This window comes from Providencia sp. PROV197 (genome assembly GCF_028479625.1).
Taxonomy (GTDB): domain Bacteria; phylum Pseudomonadota; class Gammaproteobacteria; order Enterobacterales; family Enterobacteriaceae; genus Providencia; species Providencia vermicola.
Window position 1 is genome coordinate 202,221 of the sequence record NZ_JAMPNZ010000015.1, and the last position, 22,708, is coordinate 224,928.

Genomic DNA, 22,708 nt, shown 5'->3' on the forward strand with positions numbered 1-22,708 from the left:
CAGAAAAAGTGAATAACATCCTTATTATTCACTTTGGCTGTTTATAACTATCATAAATTAGACAGGTTATCCTCAGAAGGCTTAAACCATGCGGATTTAAAATCAAACCAACCAAAGGTATTCATCCTAACGCCGCGCATAGTGCGTTGACCTTGCAACTCAAGCCAGTGGTGAAATATAGGATGAAAGATTTGTGAGTCAATTAAGCTTTCACACCACGCTTCGACATCAAAAGTATTATTTCGCCATTGATTTAATTGCGTATCGAGGCTATCACCAAGGCACTGACGTAATAGTGGCATTTCATACAAGGTGGCAAAGATAGAAAACTCAAGGGGTTTAAAGAAATTGGCGGTGGCTAGCCAAATATCACTTTGGGAATTGCCGTTAAACCAGTCATCATAGTCAACAATGTTGATTTTTAACTCGACTCCTTGTTCATGCAACACTCGCTTCATAATTTGGCTGATTGCATAGAACTCGTGGTGGTGATGGTAAAATGTGACCGTTAGCTCTGTGAGGTCGTCAGGTTTGGGAAATAACGTTAGCATTTTGCTGTGATGCCAGTGCAGCAATAAACCATAAGCAGGTGCCCAATGGCGCTGGTAAAAAGGTTCACAATGAGCAAGTAGGTTGACAGGCGTGAGAAAGCTGCATAGCCATTTGCGAACGTCTTCCCGCTGTGATAACTCAGAGCGTTGATCCATCAATAAAAAATAACAACCTTCTTCCATACGGCTTTCTAAGGAATCATTATGGTGTTTATCACCATCCATTTTTAGAGTGGTACACACCATTTGTTCTGAAAGTTCAGGTACAACCCAAATGGTGACCTCATCCAAGAGCGCGCGATAACCAAAGTAGCGGTCAAAGGCGGTAATGGTCAGCTTTTGAGGCAGGTTTTTATCAACTTGGTAGGGGCCAGTGCCAATAGGGTAGCGGTTAAAGTTTTCTAGGCTTTCCCATTCTTTAGGTAAAATAGCCGCATGGTGACTACCTAACAACCAAGGCAGTTGTTTATCAGGCTGATTTAACTGAATATCAATGACATAAGGCTGTGGTGAACTCACAGATTGAATATGGGAAAATAGCGGCCAGCACTGTTTTAAACGTAATAATGAGTGAATAATATCTTCCGCAAGCATTTCCCGCCCATGATGGAAATAGATAGCAGGGCGTAAATAGAAACGCCAATGGGTGTCACTGATGTCCTGCCAGTGGTGGGCTAGCCCGTCTTCTACTTCCCCTTTTTCCTCATTTATATGGGTTAACCCATTAAAAATTTGGCTCATTAAATGAATTTCGGAGCGGCGCATGGGGGCTCCCGGCAATAAATTGGGGAAATCACGGTAATAAATAATGCGTAAGAGATTTTTTCCTTGCCGATAGCTACGCTCTAATTCGGAAAGCACCATTTGTCGGATAGTTTCTTTATCACCCACTAACGCCACGAGTTTTTCAATGCTTTCCTCTTTAAGCAGTTGTTCTGCTTGGGCTTGCTGGAGTTCTAACCCATTCACATGGAAAATAAGTGTAGAACGCTTGCCTCGACCAGATTCCGCTTGCCAACTTAACCAACCATGGCCTTGCATGTTATTTAATAACGTTCGTACATGACGGCGCGAACAGAACAAGATATCAGCAATATCCTGCAACGTGGTTTCACTATCGTGCCCTTGAAAATGTTGCCAGAGGCGAACGAATTGTGTTTGTAAGCGTGTATTAGACATAAAAGAGGAACTCCGGCAAAAATTGCATCAATTTTAATTTCCTAATATCTGCGGATAATAGGTGGCAGTAAGTAGCTCGTTTGGCGTGCAATTGCAAGCCGACTCCCCCATTTAGAGTAATGGTGTATATATCACCGAGCCGGTTCGCCGGCTTTTTTTTATTTTTTCGTCATATTTTGCGCTGTGGCGTTGTTGACTGCGCTCAGCTACTTGGGTCACATACTTGTGTATGCTCCCCAAGCTATCTTCGCTTGCCGCCTAGCCACACCTCAAACTATTTAGAAAAAATCGGTCAGTTAAAAGCAAAAGTAAAAGCAAAAGCAAAAATTTATTTTGTTATTAATTATACAGGAAGAAATTAATAGGGAAGTCGTTTGGAGTCGTAAATTTGTTAAGAAGGGTTAATTCCGCATTTTTGAGGTGAAAAGCGGCTATATATGAATAAATGTGAGATAAAAGCGGAAATACGCCTACCGAAGCAGGCGTAGTGAAGCCGTTGCCACGTGAAATATGACGAGTATCTTAGTTCATAAAGGTTGGGATTTGTTGCTCATAATTCTTTATTTGGTCGACATGTTGCAATGTCAAACCAATGCTATCTAACCCATTCATCATGCAATGACGGCGGAAACTATCAATATCAAAATGATAGGTTTTATCCCCTGCAGTGACCGTTTGTGCTTCTAAATCAACGGTAAACTGGCAACCTTCGTGGCTGTTGACGTAGTTAAACATCTCATCCACTTCTTGCTCGCTTAATTTGATTGGCAACAGTTGGTTATTGAATGAGTTGCCGTAAAAAATATCTGCAAAGCTTGGTGCAATAACCACTTGGATACCAAAATCCGTCAGTGCCCATGGGGCGTGTTCACGAGACGATCCGCAGCCAAAGTTTTCACGGGCTAACAAAATACTCGCCCCTTTGAAAACAGGTTTATTCAGTACAAAATCAGGGTTAGGCTGCTGACCATTCTCATCTAAAAAACGCCAGTCATTAAATAAATGTTGACCAAAACCTGTGCGGGTGACTTTTTGTAAAAATTGCTTTGGAATAATCGCGTCAGTGTCCACATTCGCGGCGTCTAAAGGAGCAACAATGCCCACATGGGTGATTAACTTGTCCATTTTTCTCTCCTTTAAATCTGAATATCACGAACATCAGCGAAATGACCATTAATCGCCGCCGCAGCTGCCATTGCAGGGCTGACTAAATGGGTGCGACCTGCTCGGCCTTGGCGACCTTCAAAATTACGGTTACTGGTGGACGCGCAACGTTCACCTGGGTTTAAGCGGTCATTGTTCATGGCTAAGCACATGGAGCAGCCAGGTAACCGCCATTCAAAGCCTGCATCAATAAAAATTTTATCCAAACCTTCTTGTTCTGCTTGGGCTTTTACAGGCCCCGATCCTGGAACCACAATAGCTTGTACGCCATCAGCCACTTTTTTGCCTTTAGCAATTGCTGCGGCTGCACGTAAATCTTCAATACGTGAGTTAGTACATGAACCGATAAACACTTTATCGATCTTGACATCAGATAACTTAATACCTGATTGTAACCCCATATAAGCTAACGCTTTTTCAGCAGATGCGCGCTCAACAGGATCCGCAAAAGACTCTGGTGCAGGGATCGGTTGGTTGATTGCAATCACTTGCCCTGGATTGGTTCCCCAAGTCACTTGTGGTGCAATACTGCTAGCTTGAATGGTGATGACTTTATCAAATTTAGCATCATCATCCGTTTTTAAGGTCTTCCAATAAGCAACGGCGTCATCCCATTGCTGGCCTTTTGGTGCAAACTGACGGCCTTTCATGTAATCAAATGTTGTCGCATCTGGTGCGATAATACCTGCTTTTGCACCCAATTCGATGGCCATATTACAAACCGTCATGCGACCTTCCATACTCAGGTTTTCAATGGCTTCACCACAAAATTCAACAATATAGCCTGTACCACCTGCGCTGCCTGTTGTACCAATGATCGCCAAAACGATATCTTTTGCTGTAATGCCTGCAGGCGCCTTGCCGACCACTTCAATTTTCATGGTTTTTGCACGAGCTTGTTTCAGTGTCTGGGTCGCCATAACATGCTCAACTTCTGACGTACCGATACCAAACGCTAATGCACCGAAAGCGCCATGGGTTGCGGTGTGTGAGTCCCCACACACAATCGTCATACCTGGTAAGGTGATCCCTTGTTCTGGCCCCATTACATGAACTATCCCTTGGTATGGGTGGTTCAAATCATACAGGGTGACACCAAACTCTTTGCAGTTTTTCATCAGTTCTTGCATTTGAATACGCGCCATATCACCGCAAGCATTGATGTCTTTGGTTTGGGTGGATACGTTATGATCCATCGTAGCAAACGTTTTACTTGGTTGATGCAATGGACGGTTTTTGGTTCTTAACCCATCAAATGCTTGTGGAGAAGTTACTTCGTGTACCAAATGACGGTCGATATAAATCAAAGGGATTTCGTCTTCGACTTCACGTACCACGTGAGCATCATATAATTTTTGATATAAAGTTTTGGCCATGATTAAACCCCTTGTGCAATATAACGAGCAATAACATCGCCCATTTCACTGGTACTGATTGATTTGCCCGCACCCGCTAAATCGGATGTTCTGTGGCCATCTTCTAATGCTTTGTTAACTGCGCGCTCTATTGCATCAGCAGCATCGGCTTGGTTTAAGCTAAAGCGTAATAACATTGAGGCAGATAAAATTTGGGCAATTGGGTTTGCAATGTTTTTACCCGCGATATCAGGTGCTGAGCCGCCTGCAGGTTCATATAAACCAAAACCGTCTGCATTTAAGCTCGCCGATGGCAACATGCCCATTGAGCCTGTGATCATTGCACACTCATCAGAGATAATGTCGCCAAATAAGTTAGAACATAAAACTACATCAAACTGCGATGGTGCTTTAATCATTTGCATCGCGGCGTTATCGATATACATATGATTAACTTCTACATCTGGGTATTCTTTGGCGATTTGGTTGACAACCTCACGCCATAATACAGAGCTTTGCAAGACGTTTGCTTTATCGATTGACGTCACTTTATGTGTACGTTTACGCGCAGATTCAAACGCGATACGTGCAATACGCTCGATTTCGTAACGATGATACACTTCGGTATCAAACGCATATTCTTCACTACCTTCGCCTTTGCGGCCTTTCGGCTGGCCAAAGTAAATACCGCCTGTTAATTCACGAACGCACAGAATATCAAAGCCTTGTGCAGCGATATCTGCACGTAACGGGCAAAATGCCTCTAAGGCCTGGTATAAGCGCGCTGGACGCAGGTTGCTGAATAATTTGAAATGCTTACGTAATGGTAATAATGCCCCTCGTTCTGGTTGGCTATCGGGTGGCAAATGTTCCCATTTTGGGCCGCCAACTGAGCCAAACAACACCGCATCAGCTTCTTCACAACCTTTTACCGTCGCTTGTGGCAGTGGCTCGCCATGATTATCGATGGCCGCACCACCGACATCATATTCTTTAGTGTTAATCGTAATAGCAAAGCGTTTGCTCACTGCATCCAAGACTTTATGCGCTTGTGCCATTACTTCTGGACCGATACCATCTCCCGGTAATACGGCAATTTGATAACTAGACATGGTTACACTGCTTCCTTTGTGTTTGATTGTAATTCTTGGTTTATTTTTTGTTTTTCGATTTCGACTTGTTCAGAACGCCAAATGCTGTTTAAGACGTGAACCATCGCTTTTGCTGAGGATTCAACGATATCTGTCGCTAATCCCATGCCGTGGAACTTACGGTTATGGCATTCCACCACGATATCCACTTGGCCTAATGCGTTTTCACCATGACCTTTTGCAGATAACTGATAAGAAACTAATTTCATTGGGTAATTGGTGATGTTGCTAAAGGCTTGGTAGATAGCATCTACAGGACCATTGCCTGTTGCAGCTTCAGATTTCACTTCATCGCCACACTGCATTTTGACAGTTGCGGTTGCCACAATGCTTGAACCAGACTGTGTACTGAAATAATCCATCACAAAGTGGTCGGTTTCATCTTGTTGCTTAGTAAAGAAAGCCAAGGCTTCTAAGTCATAATCAAACACTTGACCTTTTTTATCGGCTAAGTTCAAAAACGCGGTGTATAACTCATCCAATTTGAAGTCTTTGCCTTCGTGATAGCCCATTTCTTCCATACGGTGTTTCACGGCAGCGCGGCCAGAACGAGAGGTTAAATTTAATTTCTCTGCTTTTAAACCAATTGACTCAGGCGTCATGATTTCGTAAGTTTCGCGGTTTTTTAATACGCCATCTTGGTGAATACCTGAGGAGTGGGAAAACGCATTGCTACCAACTACTGCTTTATTGGCTGGGATTGGGGTGTTGCATAATTGGCTAACTAATTGGCTAGTGCGATAAATTTCTTTGTGATTAATATTGGTGTGGACATTTAACATTTGCTCGCGCAATTTAATGGCCATAATGACTTCTTCTAATGCTGTATTTCCAGCGCGTTCGCCTAATCCATTAATAGTCCCTTCTACTTGACGAGCTCCTGCTTGAACGGCGCTAATAGAGTTTGCGACGGACATGCCTAAGTCATCGTGGCAGTGAACTGAAATAATGGCTTTATCAATATTTGGAACACGGTTATACAAATCGGTAATGATACCGCCAAATTGATAAGGTGTTGTATAGCCTACGGTATCAGGAATGTTAATGGTGGTTGCACCTGCATTAATAGCCGTTTCAACAATACGGCACAAATTGTCAGGGTCTGTACGTCCTGCATCTTCACAAGAAAATTCAACATCATCCGTGTAGCGTCTTGCACGTTTGATAGAGTTGATTGCCATATCCATCACACCATCAAACGACTTATTTAATTTTTTCTCCATATGTAAATTGGAGGTGGCTAAGAAGATATGGATACGGAAGGCTTCAGCCACTTTTAAGGATTCTGCTGCAACATCGATATCATTTTCAACACAACGAGCCAATGCGCAGATACGGCTATTTTTAATTTCACGAGCAATAGTTTGAACTGATTCGAAATCGCCTGGTGATGACACAGGGAAACCAGCTTCAATAATATCAACGCCTAAGCGTTCTAATGCGAATGCGATTTGTAATTTCTCTTTTACGGACAAACTTGCTTGTAACGCCTGCTCACCATCACGTAATGTGGTATCGAAAATAATGACTTGGTTGCTCATATTGTGTTCCTCATATCGAATTTTGTTTTAATAAATTGAGTTTTATGTTCTTCCAAAGCCGCAGGCATAAAAAAACCCGCGGGTTGCGCGGGTTCTTAATGTTTGTGGACAGTGCCTTTCTATTTTCCGTCCATAAGCATACCGCGCAAATTTAATGCGAGTAGTAGTAGGCTTAGTAGGCGAATAGAAAATGTCATTTTAAACTGTCTCTCATCAATATCTAAATTAAACTGTATTTATTGATACGTGATCTTAAAGTTAATGTCAATCATGGATTTCTGACTGTTTTTTACCAATTGTGAATTAAGTCCTTGAGTTAGGGTATGTGACTATTTTCACTAATTTCTATGATGTTTTTGCCTATTTTTTGAGTCTAAACTTAGGGTAAAATTCTTTCAATGAATTTCATTGGTGTCTTTGATTCATGTAACTTATTGTTTTTTAAATTATTGTTGGCTTTTTTTGGGTTTAATGATTTGTAAAAAAGATAAAACACATAAAATTAATTACTAAAATCAATAGCTATTGATTAACTTAGTTGTCTAATAAATGAATAAGTAAAAATTAATCTGATAATAAGAATAATTACAGAATCCAAATGCGATTTATTATGATTTCTTCGGGAAATTGTTTTATTATTTTTACTGAGAGTAATCGTGATTCTAATACAAAAATATCACTCATTACCTTGGTGAATGTTTGCGTTTTATAATGATATCTATTCTGTGAATTATAATTAATGAGTAAAGTAATAGAAACGTCGTTTTAATAAATGCAGGGAAAGCGAAATAGCTTACTATCTATAAGTTGTTTCAGAAATAATATTTAACGAGTTTATATATTCGTCGGTATTTTTAAGGTGAATTTGTCTTTTCGTTAATGAAAAATGATAAATATATTTAGTGGAGTAAAAAATGACTGATTTTGATACGATTTCAACAGGTAAAAAAGAAAGCAGCGATATTCACCTACGTAATGTTGATTTAAATTTATTAACCGTTTTTGATGTCGTTATGCAGATGCAAAATGTCACGAAAGCAGCACAAGTTTTGGGGATGTCTCAACCCGCGGTGAGTAATGCGGTTTCACGTTTAAAGTCAATGTTTAACGATGAACTATTTGTTCGTTATGGCCGTGGTATCCAGCCTACATCGCGGGCAAAACAGCTTTTTGGGCCTGTAAGACAAGCGTTGCAATTAGTGCATAATGAATTACCTGGCGCAGGTTTTGACCCACAAGATAGCGACCGTATATTTAATTTATCGATTTGTTCACCTTTAGATATTCGCTTGGCTGCTATGATTGTTGCAAAATTTAAAATGGCCTCACCTAATATTAATGTGTTTATTCATTCATTTTTGGATAATAACATTGCACATCAGTTAAAATATCAAGAAATAGATTTCTTTATTGGATATAACCAATTCGAAAAACCCGAATATCAACATCAGGTTTTATTTAATGATGAACTGGTATTAGTTACAGCGAATAACCATCCACGAATTGTTAATTCTATTAAAGAGTATGATTTAATGAATGAACGACACGCAATCATGTCAATGGACAATATTGGTTCATTCAGCAAACCTTATTATTACAATACTGAATTGTCCCATACTATTAGTTATCAAGGCACTGACCTCAGTAGTGTATTAAATATCGTTGCACAAACCGATTTAGTTGCAATTGCGCCTAAATGGTTAGTTGAACATTATACAGGGCAACTGAAATTACGTACTTTACCGTTGCTTTTAGAAAGTCAGTCTCGTCCTTGTTATCTGACATGGCATGAATCAACTGCAAGGGATAAAGGCCACCAATGGATGAAATCGCAATTCAGCCAAATGATTGCGGAACTCTTGGACCAAGCTGTCGCGGCTTAAGGTAAATACTCTGAATGGAGCCTTGAACTATAGGATTCTTGGCTCCAAGACAAGTTAATTCACTCATTCTAGAGAATACTATGATGAGTTTTGCGGCAAACATAACATTTGCAGAAAATTTACATACAAAAACTTTCCTCCTACGTTATTAGTCGATACACTGCCGATATTCAGCTAACACTTGTAAGCTGAAATAATGAAACGGTTAAGTTCTTGTGAAGATACCGAGTGACTTATATCAATAATGACCGATAGGGAATTAACTTTGATTACTGAAAATCTATATCCATACCATTTAGTCAATCGCTTACGTAGCAGAATCAACGCACACGAATCAGCGAGCCGGATAGCTTTCAGTCAATGGAATAATGGGCAACAAAGCTCATTAACATGGAATGAAGTGGGGGAGCGCATCTCTGCGATTTCTCGCCACCTCTTGGCCTTAGATGTTTCAACACAGGAAAATATTGGGTTATTTGCCCATAACAGCATGAATTGGTCACTGATTGACTTAGCGTCACTTCAGATTAGAGCAGTGACGGTTCCGCTTTATGCGACCAGCAGTGTTGAACAAGCCGCTTATATTATCAACGATGCCAACATTAAAGTGTTGTTTGTCGGTGAACAAACGCAATATGACATTGCGTGCCAATTGCCTGCGCTTTGCCCGCAATTAAAAATGATTGTCGTCATGGACGAGAGTGTTGAGTTGATTGATAACTCAGTGGCAACCTTACACTTGTCGACTTTTATGGAACAAGCACAACCTGAATACCAAATGGAGCTGGATGCCCGAATTTCAGCCCATAACCTCAGTGATTTATTTACGATTATCTATACATCAGGCACTACAGGCGAGCCAAAAGGCGTTATGTTGGATTATTACAATATGGCTGCCCAACTGTATCTGCACGATGAACGATTACAACTCACCGCCGATGATATTTCGTTAAGCTTTTTACCGTTATCTCATGTGTTTGAGCGCGCTTGGAGTTTCTATGTCATACACGTGGGGGCACTTAACGTCTATTTAACGGACACCAATTTAGTGCGAGAAGCGCTAGCTGATGTCAAACCAACGGTGATGTGTGCAGTGCCGCGTTTCTATGAAAAAGTTTACAGTGCGGTGCAAAGTAAGGTATCGAAAGCGTCGTGGGCACGTAGAATGCTATTTAAGATGGCAATTTCCCTTGGTAAACGTCGCATTAAAGCGCTGTCAAAAGGCGGCACACCATCATTAATCAATCAGGCTATCTTTCCATTAGCGGATAAATTGGTTTTAAGTAAAATACGCGAGGGGTTAGGGGGGCGCATTCGTTTTATGCCCGCCGCAGGAGCGCGTTTAGATGACGATGTTATTGCCTTTTTCTTATCCGCAGGCGTGGATATTAAATACGGCTATGGTATGTCAGAAACATGCGCGACGGTTTCATGTTGGGAAGAGGGTAAATATCCACTAGGTTCGATTGGTACACCATTATCTTCGGTTGAAGTGCGTATCGGTAAAGATGATGAGATCCAAGTCAAGGGCCCTGTCGTGATGAAAGGTTACTACAATCGCCCGAATGAAACCTTAGACACGTTTACCTCCGACGGTTGGTTAAAAACAGGTGATGCAGGGAAAATTGACGAGCAAGGTAATTTATATATTACGGATAGGCTCAAAGACTTAATGAAAACGTCTAACGGCAAGTATATTGCACCTCAAATGATTGAAGGGGTATTAGGCCAAGACAAATTTATTGAGCATATTGCCGTCATTGCCGATGCACGTAAGTTTGTTTCTGCATTGATAGTTCCTTGTTATGACAGCCTAGAAGAGTACGCGCATTCGATTAACTTAAAATATCGTGATCGCCTTGAGTTGCTGAAAGATTCTAATATTGTGGCACTTTTTGAAGCTCGCTTAAAAGATCTGCAAAAAAATATAGAGAATTTTCATCAGGTTAAGCGTTTTACCTTGTTGCCCACTACGTTTTCAATGGAAAAAGGTGAATTAACGCCAACGTTGAAATTGCGCCGTAAGATTATTTCTGAACGCTATCAATTAGAAATTGAATCTATGTATCAAGAGTAATTAAGCGTTTTATTATCAGGCTTATTTCTATTTCGGTAGGTGAGCCTGATTTCTATATATTCATTTCATCCATGTTCTTTTTTCTTATTCATTACTGCCTGCAGTACAAAATATTTCACGTCGTTAGTCGGTTGGAAAATAGTCAATATTTCTTCCATTTTTTCCATATGCAGTTATTCCCTCTGTGAACGATAAATGTTTAAGATGATGTGAAATACTCGCTATTTTTGTGCTGAAATGATGTTTGCTTCGTTTCAGCCAGAGAGATATGTTAATAGCACGCATTAACCTGTTTAAACGATAAAAATAAAGGGGTAATTAATACCTCTTAACTTGCAAATAATGTCTGGGGGCAAACTCATGGAGAAGTTGTCGGGAGCTGAAATGGTCGTCAAATCATTGATTGACCAAGGAGTAAAGCACGTGTTTGGATATCCAGGCGGTGCAGTATTAGATATTTATGATGCGCTTCATACCGTTGGTGGTGTGGAACATATTCTGGTGCGTCATGAACAAGCCGCAGTGCATATGGCCGATGGCTATGCTCGCTCAACAGGGGATGTTGGTGTAGTTCTCGTCACTTCAGGCCCCGGGGCAACTAATGCGATTACTGGCATAGCAACTGCTTATATGGACTCTGTGCCGATGGTGGTGCTATCAGGGCAGGTTGCTAGCTCTTTAATCGGTAATGATGCATTCCAAGAATGTGACATGGTAGGAATATCTCGCCCGATAGTGAAACACAGTTTCTTAATTAAAAGTGCTGAAGAAATTCCTGAGACGATTAAAAAAGCCTTCTACATTGCGGCGAGTGGTCGCCCTGGACCTGTCGTTATCGATTTCCCGAAAGATACGGTAAACCCTGCACTTAAGTTTCCTTATCATTATCCTGAATCTGTTTCTTTACGCTCGTATAACCCTACACTGCAAGGGCACAAAGGGCAGATCAAAAAAGCACTTTCTAAATTAGTCGCTGCGAAAAAACCCGTCTTCTATATTGGTGGCGGTGCGATTAACGCCAATTGCTCAGCGGAAATCATTGAATTAGCAGAGTCATTAAAATTGCCTGTTGTATCCACGTTGATGGGCTTAGGGGCATTTCCTGAAACTCATAAGCAATCCGTAGGGATGTTAGGTATGCATGGGACTTATGAAGCAAATAAAGTCATGCATAATTCAGATGTCATTTTTGCTGTTGGCGTGCGGTTTGATGACCGCACTACGAACAATTTAGAAAAATATTGTCCGAATGCGACTGTGATCCAAATTGACGTTGACCCAACTTCAATTTCAAAAACGGTAAATGCAGATATTCCGATTGTTGGTGATGCGAAATCAACCTTAAAACAAATGTTAGGGCAATTAGATCAAGCTGTTGCAAAACAAGATGAAAATGCATTAAAAGATTGGTGGAAAGACATTGAAGAGTGGCGTAAAAAACAGTGTCTACGTTATGAAACCAATCAAACAAAAGTCAAACCACAGCAAGCCATTGAAATGATTTACCGTTTAACAAATGGTGAGGCATATGTGACATCTGATGTTGGTCAGCATCAAATGTTTGCCGCATTGTATTATCCTTTTGATAAACCAAGACATTGGATAAATTCAGGTGGTCTCGGCACGATGGGCTTTGGCTTACCTGCTGCACTAGGGGTGAAGTTAGCCCATCCAAACTCAACAGTGGTTTGTGTGACGGGTGATGGCAGCATCCAGATGAATATCCAAGAGTTATCAACGGCATTGCAATATGGCTTGCCTGTGTTAGTTCTGAACCTCAATAATGGCTTTTTAGGGATGGTGAAACAGTGGCAGGATATGATTTATCAAGGCCGCCATTCACAATCTTATATGCAATCGCTCCCTGATTTTATTAAATTAGCGCAGGCATATGGCCATGTTGGAATTTCAATTGCTTCTCCTGATGAACTGGAAGAAAAACTCAAGCAAGCGCTTGTGGAAGTGAATGAAAACCAACGCTTAGTATTTGTTGATATCAATATTGATGAAACCGAACACGTTTATCCAATGCAGATCCGTGGTGGAGCAATGGACGAAATGTGGTTGAGTAAAACAGAGAGGACCTGATTATGCGTCGTATTTTATCCGTTTTATTAGAAAATGAATCAGGTGCTTTGTCCCGTGTCATAGGTCTGTTTTCTCAACGTGGTTATAATATTGAAAGTTTGACGGTTGCACCCACTGATGACCCAACATTGTCACGAATGACTATCCAAACCAAAGGCGATGCGAAAGTTCTTGAGCAAATTGAGAAACAATTGCACAAGCTGGTGGATGTTCTGCGTGTGAGTGAGCTGACGGCTTCAGCACATATCGAACGTGAGATCATGTTAGTGAAGCTTCAAGCGTCTGGTTATGGGCGTGATGAAGTGAAACGCTGTGCAGATATTTTCCGTGGGCAAATCGTTGATGTTACACCAACGCTTTATACCGTTCAGCTCGCAGGAACAAGCGATAAACTGGATGCTTTCATCGAATCAGTACGTGGTGTTGCTGAAATTGTTGAAGTTGTACGCTCGGGTATTGTCGGTGTTTCGCGTGGTGACAAAATTATGCGGTGAAAAATTTATCTTCCAAAGGTAGAATACTCGGATATAAGGCCTCGAATGACTCGAGGCTGCTCCCGAAATTAAAAAGAGGTTAACGTGAAACTGGATGAGATAGCCCGTCTAGCGGGTGTTTCCCGCACAACGGCTAGTTATGTGATCAACGGCAAGGCCAAGCAGTATCGAGTCAGCGATAAAACTGTTGAAAAAGTGATGGCAGTCGTCAGAGAGCACAATTACCATCCAAATGCAGTTGCTGCGGGGTTACGTGCAGGGCGCACCCGTTCCATTGGGTTAGTGATCCCTGATCTGGAAAATACCAGCTATACACGTATAGCAAATTATCTAGAAAGACAGGCACGTCAACGTGGCTACCAACTGCTAATCGCGTGTTCTGAAGATCAACCCGACAACGAAATCCGTTGTGTTGAGCACCTTTTGCAGCGCCAAGTTGATGCTATTATTGTGTCGACTGCACTTCCACCAGAGCACCCTTTTTATCAGCGCTGGGCGAACCGTTCACTTCCTATCATTGCACTGGATAGGGCGCTTGAAAAAGAGCACTTTATTAGTGTTGTAGGGGATGACCAAGAAGATGCTTTTATGATTTCAGCTGAATTGCGTAAATTCAAAGCTGAATCGGTATTGTACTTAGGGGCATTACCTGAACTGTCTGTCAGCTATTTACGTGAACAAGGTTTCCGTAAAGCATGGAATGGCGATACACGTGAACGTGAAGTTGACTATTTGTATGCAAATAGCTACGAGCGAGATGCTGCCGCAGAAGTATTTGCGAATTGGCTCGACAGCGGTAATGAGATGCCAGATGCGTTATTTACAACATCCTTTTCCTTACTCCAAGGCGTACTGGATGTGGCTCTTAAACGTAGTGGCCGTTTGCCTGAGCATATGGTTATTGCGACTTTTGGGGATAACGAATTATTGGATTTCCTCGGTTGCCCTGTGCTATCACTTGCTCAGCGCCACCGTGATATTGCAGAGCGTATCTTAGAACTAGTATTAGCTAGCCTCGATGAAAAGCAAAAACCCGAGGCCGGTATCACTCGAATTCGTCGTGACTTATGTCGTCGTGGAAGTTTAGGTCGTAAGCAATAAAAAAATAGCCGCAACTTTAGGCGATCAGTGTAATGCCATTCAATAATGAGTGATGTTGATCACGATTATGAGTAATATAAGGGCCCCTACAATGTAGGCGCCCTTTTTTTATAGGCTAAAAATAAGTAAATATTTAACTTTAGGAATTATCCTAGTCGATTATTTATTTATTTTGTAACAAAAGCTAAATGCGATAAAAACAAAAATAAAAAAGGTTTTTGCATAGGTTTGCATTGGGTTGGTTACTTCTTTTGTAATTTTAATACTGTTTATTAAAACAGTTGTTTAGTTCAATGAAATATAACGGTTTTATTTTACTGGAGAGGCGTTTTTATCTTTACAGTGCATCAACACTGTTTTACGAACAGATTAAAAGTAAAGAATTGGTACGAAATACACTGATTAAAAATGAGATAGAGATTGGATTTAGCGTCGTTTGTGTAATTTTTCAACAATAAACAGCCACTTTGCTATTTTGTGCGAAATTTATAAAATAAGCTAATTATATCAATTTGTTATTTCTTATTTTCTTTCCAAGTAAGATTTTACTCGTCCTTCTATTTTCTGAATTGTTCTGTAAATAAACCTAAAGCCAGGTGTGACTGGCTTGACAAGGTTTTCATACCATTCGTAAACTTTATATGTGGAGAATTGTGGGGTAAAGTGGGTAGCTAGGAAATAAAAGGGGTTTAATCGGGTATGTTTCGTGGGGCAACACTGGTTAATCTCGACAGCAAAGGGCGGCTAACCGTGCCTACTCGTTATCGAGGAATGCTGACCGAGGAAGCGAAAGGGCAAATGGTCTGTACCATTGACCTTCATCAGCCGTGCCTGCTGCTTTATACCTTGCCTGAATGGGAAATCATTGAAGAAAAGCTGTCTCGTTTATCTACCATGAACGAAGCAGAACGACGTGTACAACGGCTTTTACTGGGTCATGCTAGCGAATGCCAGATGGATAATGCAGGACGTCTTTTGTTAGCCAATACATTGCGCCAACACGCAGGGCTAACCAAAGAGGTCATGTTGGTTGGCCAGATTAATAAATTTGAACTTTGGGATGAGCAAACTTGGTACAAACAAGTGGAAAATGATATCGCTGCGGAGCGTCTCACCACTGAACCACTCTCAGCCCGCTTACAGGATTTGTCACTATAACAATGACGCAACAGCAATTTAAGCACGTAACCGTATTATTGGATGAAGCCGTTAATGGCTTGAATATTAAGCCAAATGGTATTTATATCGATGGCACTTTTGGTCGAGGTGGGCACTCTCGCTTAATTTTAAGTCAATTGGGTGAGCATGGGCGTTTAATCGCCATTGACCGTGACCCAGAGGCAATTAAAGCCGCCGAAGCCATTGATGATCCACGTTTTATGATTAAGCATGGCCCGTTCTCTGACATTGCACAATATGTGGAAGAAGAAGGGTTAACAGGGCAAATTGATGGTGTTTTATTGGATTTAGGCGTGTCTTCACCGCAATTGGATGACCCAGAAAGAGGGTTTTCATTTATGCGAGACGGACCATTGGATATGCGCATGGACCCAACCAAAGGGCAATCGGCACAGCAATGGTTAATGAACGCAGAGGCTGATGACATTGCATGGGTGCTGAAAACCTTTGGCGAGGAGCGTTTTTCGAAGCGTATCGCTAGGGCGATTGTGGAACGCAATCATAACCCCGAAGAAGAGCCATTAACACGGACACGCCATCTGGCTGAATTAATTTCAAAAGTCAGCCCGATGAAAGACCGACATAAACATCCTGCAACTCGCAGTTTTCAGGCTATTCGTATCTACATCAATAGTGAACTGGAAGAGATTGAGCAGGCACTAAACGGTGCGATGAGGGTTTTAGCACCAGAAGGGCGTTTATCAGTGATCAGTTTTCACTCTTTGGAAGACAGGTTAGTTAAACAATTTATCCGTAAAAACAGTAAAGGGCCAAGTGTGCCTGCTGGGATCCCACTGACAGAAACGCAAATTAAAGCATTAGGTAGTGCGCAGTTACGTGACTTAGGCAAAATGAAGCCTTCAGATAATGAAATTGACGAAAACCCACGCGCACGAAGCTCTGTGCTGCGTTTTGCAGAAAAGGCGACGCAATAATGGTTCCTGAAAGGCACAGCCTAGCACGCGTAATTGGACGTGATTTATTTCGCTACGGCATCGTTCCTTTGATTTTATTGGCTGCGATTATTATTAGCGCCGTGTTTGTGGTTACAACGGCACATGAAACTCGCTTATTAACCGCAGCTAAAGACAAATTGTACGAAGAAAAAGATTCGTTGGATATTGAATGGCGCAATCTGATCCTCGAGGAAAACGCATTAGCGAGCCATAGCCGTATTGAGCGTTTGTCCGTTGATAAATTACAGATGGTTCAAGTTGAGCCATCACAAGAAAAAATTATTGTTTCTCAACAATAAAAAAGGTTCCCAATGAAAGCACCAAAAACAGCAAAAAATAAGAAACAAGAAGAAAGTACCAGCTTTGTCCGCTGGCGCTTTATTTTGCTGTGCGGGTGTATTGTCTTAGCGCTAGCAGGGTTATTAACGCGAGTGGCTTACCTGCAAATTATTGCCCCTGAAAAACTGGTTAAAGAAGGGGATATGCGCTCTTTGCGTGTTCAAGAAGTGGCAACTGCTCGGGGTATGATTAGTGATCGTGAAGGTCGGCAGCTCGCGGTCAGCGTGCCAGTTAATGCAATTTGGGCAGATCCAAAAGAAGTGTTTGAGAAAGGTGGAATTAGCAATGATGAGCACTGGAAAGCGCTTGCAGACGCACTCGAAATTCCACTCGAGCAAATTACCAAGAAAATATCGGCCAATCCACGTGGCCGTTTTGTGTATTTAGCGCGCCAAGTTAACCCATCTATCGGTGACTACGTTAAAAAATTAAAAATCCCAGGTATCTACCTGCGCAAAGAATCTCGCCGTTATTACCCTTCAGGCCCTGTGACAGCACACTTGTTAGGTGTGACAAACATTGATGGTGAAGGTATTGAAGGTGTTGAAAAAAGTTTTGACCGCTGGTTAAAAGGCGCTCCAGGAGAGCGTACTGTTCGTAAAGATAGAAATGGTCGCGTGATCGAAACGATTTCATCAGTCGATAGCCAAGCGGCGCATAACCTGACATTAAGTATCGATGAACGTATTCAATCAATTGTTTACCGTGAACTGACTCGCGGCGTGCAAGAAAATAAAGCGGAATCAGGTGTGGCGATTTTAGTGGATGTACACACTGGGGAAATATTGGCGATGGCCAATAGCCCATCGTATAACCCAAATAACCTTGCTGGCACAGCAATGGATGCCATGCGTAATCGCGCAATTACCGATATTTTTGAACCAGGTTCAACAGTAAAACCAATGGTGGTAATGAGCGCATTACACAACAAAATTATTAAAGAAAATTCAGTCATTAATACTTATCCATATCGTATTAGTGGACATGAAATTAAAGACGTTGCGCGCTATGCGGAATTAACGATTACTGGAATTTTACAGAAGTCGAGTAACGTGGGTGTTTCTAAACTGGCGTTAGCGATGCCTGCCACAGAGCTGGTGGATGTGTATAGCCGCTTTGGGTTTGGCAAGCCGACTAATCTGGGGTTAGTCGGGGAAAGTAGTGGCATCTTTCCAAGTAAAAAAACACGGTGGTCTGATTTAGATAGGGCCACCTTTTCTTTTGGCTATGGGCAAATGGTAACACCGTTACAATTAGCGCGAGCCTACGCAACAATTGGTAGTTTTGGTATCTATAGGCCGCTATCTATCACAAAAGTTGACCCACCAGTACCAGGAACTCGTGTTTTCCCTGAGCCAATTATGCGTACGGTGGTGCATATGATGGAAAGTGTAGCTCTGCCTGGTGGTGGTGGTGCTCGTGCCGCGATTAAAGGTTACCGTATTGCAATTAAAACAGGTACCGCGAAAAAAGTCGGTCCTGAAGGGCGATATGTTGAAAAATATCTCGCTTATGCAGCGGGTGTAGCCCCTGCAAGTAATCCACGTTATGCGCTTGTTGTATTAATCAACGAGCCAAGCGGTGGTAAGTACTACGGAGGGGCAGTTTCTGCTCCTGTGTTTGGTTCGATTATGGGCGGAGTCTTACGACTGATGAATATTGAGCCAGATGCGTTACAACCTGATGATAAAAATGAAATTGTGAACAGTCAAAAAGAGGTTAAAAGTGGCAGATCGTAATCTTTGTGATCTTCTTGCGCCATTTGGTGTAAGCACAACTCCTATCTCACTACGTGAGATGACGCTAGACAGTCGAAAGGCTGCTGCGGGTGATCTGTTTATTGCCATAAAAGGCCACCAGTCGGATGGTAGGCATTATATTCCTCAAGCGATTGCACAAGGGGTTGGTGCTGTGATTGCAGAGGCACAAGGTGAAGCTGAAGAAGGCGAAATTCGCTTTGTTCATGGTGTGCCAGTGATTTATCTCAATGACTTAAACAATCGTTTATCTGCACTGGCAGGTGAGTTTTATGACCAGCCTTCTGCCAAAATGAAATTAGTCGGCGTGACGGGAACAAATGGTAAAACAACAACAACCCAACTGATTGCACAGTGGGCGCAAGGTCTTGGCGAGACAAGCGCTGTGATGGGAACTGTTGGAAATGGTTTATTAGGGCAGGTTTCACCAACGGAGAATACGACAGGCTCTGCGGTAGATATTCAGTTAGAACTCACGCAGCTATTAAATAAAAAAGCCACATTGACTGCGATGGAAGTGTCCTCCCACGGTTTAGTACAAGGGCGTGTCGCTGCATTGCAATTCGCTGCCGCAGTGTTCACCAACCTAAGCCGTGATCACCTTGATTACCATGGTGATATGGAAAATTATGAAGCGGCAAAATGGTTACTTTTCTCGACGCATCAAACTAAAAATCAAATTATTAATGCAGATGATGACGTTGGGCTGAAATGGTTACAACGCCTACCACAAGCATGTGCGGTAACGATGGAAAATCGTATTCCAGCCAACTGGCAAGGGCCTTGGTTAAAAGCTACTGAAGTGGAATACCACGATAAAGGCGCGACTATTCATTTTGATTCCACATGGGGTAACGGCGCATTTGAAAGTCCATTAATGGGGGCGTTCAACGTCAGTAACTTATTAGTTGCGATGGCGACATTGTTAATGATGGGTTACCCACTTGACTCGTTATTAGCATCCACATCTTCCCTTTCCCCTGTTTGTGGTCGAATGGAAGTTTTTAGTGCACCAAACAAACCGACCGTGGTGGTTGATTACGCTCATACACCTGACGCATTAGAAAAAGCGCTTGCAGCAGCTCGTTTACATTGTAAAGGGCAGCTTTGGTGTGTGTTTGGTTGCGGTGGAGATCGCGATAAAGGTAAGCGCCCACTTATGGGTGCTGTGGCAGAAGAGTGGGCAGATAAAATCATTATCACTGACGATAATCCTCGCAGTGAAGACCCAATGGATATTATCAACGATATTATGGCGGGCTTACTGGATTCAAGTCGTGCTCTAGCGATACCAGGGCGTCCAGAAGCAGTAACTAATGCTATTTTGCAAGCTTCACCCGATGATGTGATTGTCCTTGCAGGGAAGGGGCATGAAGATTACCAAATTATAGGTAATCGTAAGTTAGATTATTCAGATCGCTTAACGGTGGCACGGTTATTGGGGGTGATAGCATGATCCCATTAACCCTCACGCAACTCGCAAAAATCACTTCAGGGCGGATTGAGTTTGCATCTAACTGCGAATTTGTGCTTGAAAGCGTTAGCACAGACAGCCGTAAAATTGGTGAGAACGGTTTGTTTATTGCCCTTAAAGGGGAGCGTTTTGATGCTCATGATTTTGCTGAGCAAGTGGTGGAAGGCGGTGCAAAAGCCTTATTAGTCGATCGCCAACTGGCCGTAAATTGCCCACAAGTGGTTGTTGATGATACCCGTATTGCAATGGGGCAACTGGCTGCCTGGGTTCGCCAGCAAGTGAGTGCTCGCATTGTTGGTTTAACAGGTTCATCGGGCAAAACGTCCGTGAAAGAAATGACGGCATCTATCTTGGCTGAGCGAGGCAAAACCTTATATACCGCAGGTAACTTAAATAACGATATCGGCGTGCCGTTAACGCTGTTTCGCTTAACGCCAGAGTACGATTTTGCTGTGATTGAAATGGGGGCTAACCACCCAAATGAGATTGCTTACACCACTAATATTGTTAAGCCAGAAACGGCATTAGTAAACAATTTATTTGGTGCGCACTTAGCAGGGTTTGGTTCGCCAGAAGGCGTGGCAAAAGCCAAAGGTGAAATTTACCAAGGTATCCCAGAAGAAGGGACGGCAATTGTCAATTTGGATAGCTACAGTGAAAAATGGCAGTTCCAACCACGCCAAACGGTGTGGTATTACTCATTAACACAACAGCCTAAAGCTGATTTTTACCCAACAGATATTCAAATCAAACAGCTAACAACAGATTTTGTGTTACATACGCCAGTTGGGTGCGTTGATATTACGTTACCACTACCAGGCGTCCACAATATTGCCAACGTATTAGCGGCGAGTGCATTAGCCATTTCGGTTGGGGCAAGCCTTGAAGATATCAAGAATGGCTTAGCAAATACCAAAGCCGTGCCAGGCCGTTTGTTTCCTGTTCGCTTAGCAGAACACAAAGTGGTGTTGGACGACACCTACAATGCCAATGATGGCTCCATGATTGCCGCCATTCACGTACTGGAAAAAATGCCAGGTTACCGCATTTTAGTTGTCGGTGATATGGGCGAGCTTGGCGATTACGCAGAAGAGTGCCACCAACGTGTTGGCGTTGCGGCTAAACAGGCTGGTTTAGATAAAGTATTCAGCGTTGGTCAACTCAGTAAGTTGATCAGCGAATTTAGTGAGTGTGGTGAGCACTTTACGGTAAAAAGCGATTTATTAACCCGACTAATTCCGCTAGCACAGCAGAATGATGTTGTTTCCATTTTAGTTAAAGGTTCACGCAGCTCCGCGATGGAAGATGTGGTGAATGCATTGAAGGAGTGCTTCGAATGTTAGTCTGGCTTGCCGAAATGTTGGTCCACAAGTTTTCTGTCTTGAACGTCTTTTCATATCTGACGTTCAGAGCCATTGTCGGTTTGCTGACTGCACTTGCGATTGCGTTATGGATGGGGCCGCACCTGATTGCTTATCTGCAAAAAATGCAGATTGGGCAAGTCGTGCGTAGCGAAGGCCCTGAGTCACACTTCAGTAAGCGTGGCACGCCAACTATGGGCGGTCTGTTGATCCTGTTTTCAATTACAGTGTCAGTTTTACTGTGGGCGCGCTTAGATAACCCTTATGTTTGGTGTGTATTGCTGGTGTTAATCGGCTACGGCATCGTTGGTTTTGTGGATGATTACCGCAAGGTAGTAAGAAAAGACACGCGTGGCTTAATCGCTCGTTGGAAATATTTTTGGCAGTCCGTTATCGCGTTAGTTGTTGCTTTTTCTATGTATACGATAGGCAAAGACACGCCAGCCACTCAACTTGTTGTGCCATTCTTCAAAGATGTGATGCCACAACTGGGCATGTTATACATTTTACTGACCTATTTTGTGATTGTCGGTACCAGTAATGCGGTGAATTTAACGGATGGCCTTGATGGCTTAGCCATCATGCCAACGGTATTTGTTGCAGCTGGTTTTGCATTAGTGGCATGGGCGACAGGTAACGTCAATTTTGCGGGCTACTTGCATATTCCATTCTTACCACACGCAGGTGAGTTGGTGATTGTTTGCACGGCTATTGTTGGGGCAGGTTTAGGTTTTCTTTGGTTTAACACATACCCAGCACAAGTTTTTATGGGGGATGTAGGCTCACTGGCGCTCGGTGGTGCATTAGGTACAATCGCCGTTTTACTGCGTCAAGAATTCCTATTAGTGATTATGGGTGGGGTGTTTGTGGTTGAAACCTTATCCGTTATTTTACAGGTCGGTTCGTTTAAATTACGTGGTCAACGGATCTTCCGCATGGCACCAATTCACCACCATTATGAATTGAAAGGCTGGCCAGAACCTCGTGTTATCGTGCGCTTCTGGATTATTTCCTTGATGCTAGTGCTGATTGGGCTAGCAACGTTGAAGGTGCGTTAA

Annotated in this window: 17 protein-coding genes; 12 read left to right on the forward strand and 5 right to left on the reverse strand. The window is 42.4% G+C overall.

Features of this window, described 5'->3' with window-relative positions; translation table 11 throughout:
- Nucleotides 1–50 precede the first annotated feature (50 nt).
- The 5 genes from sgrR to leuA form a co-directional block, all read right to left on the reverse strand.
- The gene (gene sgrR / locus PR808_RS08535; RefSeq protein WP_272539107.1) at nt 51–1,730 is read right to left on the reverse strand and encodes an HTH-type transcriptional regulator SgrR; all 1,680 of its coding nucleotides are present in this window, start codon (nt 1,728–1,730) and stop codon (nt 51–53) included.
- Nucleotides 1,731–2,252: 522 nt separating this feature from the next.
- The gene (leuD, locus tag PR808_RS08540; RefSeq protein ID WP_206082717.1) at nt 2,253–2,855 is read right to left on the reverse strand and encodes a 3-isopropylmalate dehydratase small subunit; all 603 of its coding nucleotides are present in this window, start codon (nt 2,853–2,855) and stop codon (nt 2,253–2,255) included.
- 11 nt (nt 2,856–2,866) lie between these two features.
- Nucleotides 2,867–4,270 carry a 3-isopropylmalate dehydratase large subunit gene (gene leuC, locus PR808_RS08545; protein WP_272539108.1) on the reverse strand — a complete coding sequence of 468 codons (1,404 nt, stop codon included), beginning with the start codon at nt 4,268–4,270 and terminating at the stop codon, nt 2,867–2,869.
- A 2-nt stretch (nt 4,271–4,272) separates the two neighbouring features.
- Nucleotides 4,273–5,361: a 3-isopropylmalate dehydrogenase gene (gene leuB / locus PR808_RS08550; RefSeq protein ID WP_206082715.1), complete on the reverse strand. Its 1,089-nt coding sequence runs from the start codon at nt 5,359–5,361 to the stop codon at nt 4,273–4,275.
- Nucleotides 5,362–5,363: 2 nt separating this feature from the next.
- A complete protein-coding gene (leuA, locus tag PR808_RS08555; protein ID WP_206082714.1) occupies nt 5,364–6,941 on the reverse strand; it encodes a 2-isopropylmalate synthase in 1,578 nt (525 codons plus the stop codon).
- A 914-nt stretch (nt 6,942–7,855) separates the two neighbouring features.
- Here leuA and leuO point away from each other — a divergent pair.
- The 12 genes from leuO (at nt 7,856) to mraY (ending at nt 22,708) form a co-directional block, all read left to right on the forward strand.
- Nucleotides 7,856–8,824 (forward strand): transcriptional regulator LeuO, encoded by a 969-nt coding sequence (leuO, locus tag PR808_RS08560; protein WP_206082713.1) that lies wholly within the window; start codon nt 7,856–7,858, stop codon nt 8,822–8,824.
- 244 nt (nt 8,825–9,068) lie between these two features.
- A complete protein-coding gene (locus PR808_RS08565) occupies nt 9,069–10,901 on the forward strand; it encodes an AMP-dependent synthetase/ligase (RefSeq protein ID WP_272539109.1) in 1,833 nt (610 codons plus the stop codon).
- 360 nt (nt 10,902–11,261) lie between these two features.
- The gene (gene ilvI / locus PR808_RS08570) at nt 11,262–12,989 is read left to right on the forward strand and encodes an acetolactate synthase 3 large subunit (protein ID WP_206082711.1); all 1,728 of its coding nucleotides are present in this window, start codon (nt 11,262–11,264) and stop codon (nt 12,987–12,989) included.
- Nucleotides 12,990–12,991: 2 nt separating this feature from the next.
- The gene (ilvN, locus tag PR808_RS08575) at nt 12,992–13,483 is read left to right on the forward strand and encodes an acetolactate synthase small subunit (RefSeq protein ID WP_206082710.1); all 492 of its coding nucleotides are present in this window, start codon (nt 12,992–12,994) and stop codon (nt 13,481–13,483) included.
- An 84-nt stretch (nt 13,484–13,567) separates the two neighbouring features.
- Complete coding sequence (cra, locus tag PR808_RS08580; protein ID WP_206082709.1) at nt 13,568–14,584, forward strand: catabolite repressor/activator; 1,017 nt, start codon at nt 13,568–13,570, stop codon at nt 14,582–14,584.
- A 699-nt stretch (nt 14,585–15,283) separates the two neighbouring features.
- Nucleotides 15,284–15,742, forward strand: a complete 459-nt coding sequence (gene mraZ / locus PR808_RS08585; protein ID WP_206082708.1) for a division/cell wall cluster transcriptional repressor MraZ — start codon at nt 15,284–15,286, stop codon at nt 15,740–15,742.
- A gap of 2 nt (nt 15,743–15,744) precedes the next feature.
- Entirely contained in the window at nt 15,745–16,698 is a 954-nt protein-coding gene (gene rsmH, locus PR808_RS08590; RefSeq protein WP_206082707.1) for a 16S rRNA (cytosine(1402)-N(4))-methyltransferase RsmH, read from the forward strand.
- On the forward strand, nt 16,698–17,018 hold the full coding sequence (gene ftsL / locus PR808_RS08595) for a cell division protein FtsL (protein ID WP_206082706.1): 321 nt from the start codon (nt 16,698–16,700) through the stop codon (nt 17,016–17,018). The genes rsmH and ftsL overlap by 1 nt, the downstream gene beginning before the upstream one ends.
- 12 nt (nt 17,019–17,030) lie before the next feature.
- Nucleotides 17,031–18,797: a peptidoglycan glycosyltransferase FtsI gene (gene ftsI, locus PR808_RS08600; protein WP_206082705.1), complete on the forward strand. Its 1,767-nt coding sequence runs from the start codon at nt 17,031–17,033 to the stop codon at nt 18,795–18,797.
- Nucleotides 18,784–20,271, forward strand: coding sequence for a UDP-N-acetylmuramoyl-L-alanyl-D-glutamate--2,6-diaminopimelate ligase (gene murE, locus PR808_RS08605; protein WP_206082704.1), 1,488 nt, complete (start codon nt 18,784–18,786; stop codon nt 20,269–20,271). The genes ftsI and murE overlap by 14 nt, the downstream gene beginning before the upstream one ends.
- The gene (gene murF / locus PR808_RS08610) at nt 20,268–21,632 is read left to right on the forward strand and encodes a UDP-N-acetylmuramoyl-tripeptide--D-alanyl-D-alanine ligase (RefSeq protein WP_206082703.1); all 1,365 of its coding nucleotides are present in this window, start codon (nt 20,268–20,270) and stop codon (nt 21,630–21,632) included. Before murE ends, murF begins: the two co-directional genes overlap by 4 nt.
- The gene (gene mraY / locus PR808_RS08615; RefSeq protein WP_206082702.1) at nt 21,626–22,708 is read left to right on the forward strand and encodes a phospho-N-acetylmuramoyl-pentapeptide-transferase; all 1,083 of its coding nucleotides are present in this window, start codon (nt 21,626–21,628) and stop codon (nt 22,706–22,708) included. The genes murF and mraY overlap by 7 nt, the downstream gene beginning before the upstream one ends.

Bases quoted from the DNA above. Each gene is read 5' to 3' on its own strand.
- leuA (WP_206082714.1), bottom strand. From the start codon at position 6,941: ATGAGCAACCAAGTCATTATTTTCGATACCACATTACGTGATGGTGAG.
- murF (WP_206082703.1), top strand. From the start codon at position 20,268: ATGATCCCATTAACCCTCACGCAACTCGCAAAAATCACTTCAGGGCGG.
- sgrR (WP_272539107.1), bottom strand. From the start codon at position 1,730: ATGTCTAATACACGCTTACAAACACAATTCGTTCGCCTCTGGCAACAT.
- leuC (WP_272539108.1), bottom strand. From the start codon at position 4,270: ATGGCCAAAACTTTATATCAAAAATTATATGATGCTCACGTGGTACGT.
- leuO (WP_206082713.1), top strand. From the start codon at position 7,856: ATGACTGATTTTGATACGATTTCAACAGGTAAAAAAGAAAGCAGCGAT.
- rsmH (WP_206082707.1), top strand. From the start codon at position 15,745: ATGACGCAACAGCAATTTAAGCACGTAACCGTATTATTGGATGAAGCC.
- ftsL (WP_206082706.1), top strand. From the start codon at position 16,698: ATGGTTCCTGAAAGGCACAGCCTAGCACGCGTAATTGGACGTGATTTA.
- ilvI (WP_206082711.1), top strand. From the start codon at position 11,262: ATGGAGAAGTTGTCGGGAGCTGAAATGGTCGTCAAATCATTGATTGAC.
- mraZ (WP_206082708.1), top strand. From the start codon at position 15,284: ATGTTTCGTGGGGCAACACTGGTTAATCTCGACAGCAAAGGGCGGCTA.
- ilvN (WP_206082710.1), top strand. From the start codon at position 12,992: ATGCGTCGTATTTTATCCGTTTTATTAGAAAATGAATCAGGTGCTTTG.
- leuB (WP_206082715.1), bottom strand. From the start codon at position 5,361: ATGTCTAGTTATCAAATTGCCGTATTACCGGGAGATGGTATCGGTCCA.
- PR808_RS08565 (WP_272539109.1), top strand. From the start codon at position 9,069: ATGACCGATAGGGAATTAACTTTGATTACTGAAAATCTATATCCATAC.
- leuD (WP_206082717.1), bottom strand. From the start codon at position 2,855: ATGGACAAGTTAATCACCCATGTGGGCATTGTTGCTCCTTTAGACGCC.
- ftsI (WP_206082705.1), top strand. From the start codon at position 17,031: ATGAAAGCACCAAAAACAGCAAAAAATAAGAAACAAGAAGAAAGTACC.
- mraY (WP_206082702.1), top strand. From the start codon at position 21,626: ATGTTAGTCTGGCTTGCCGAAATGTTGGTCCACAAGTTTTCTGTCTTG.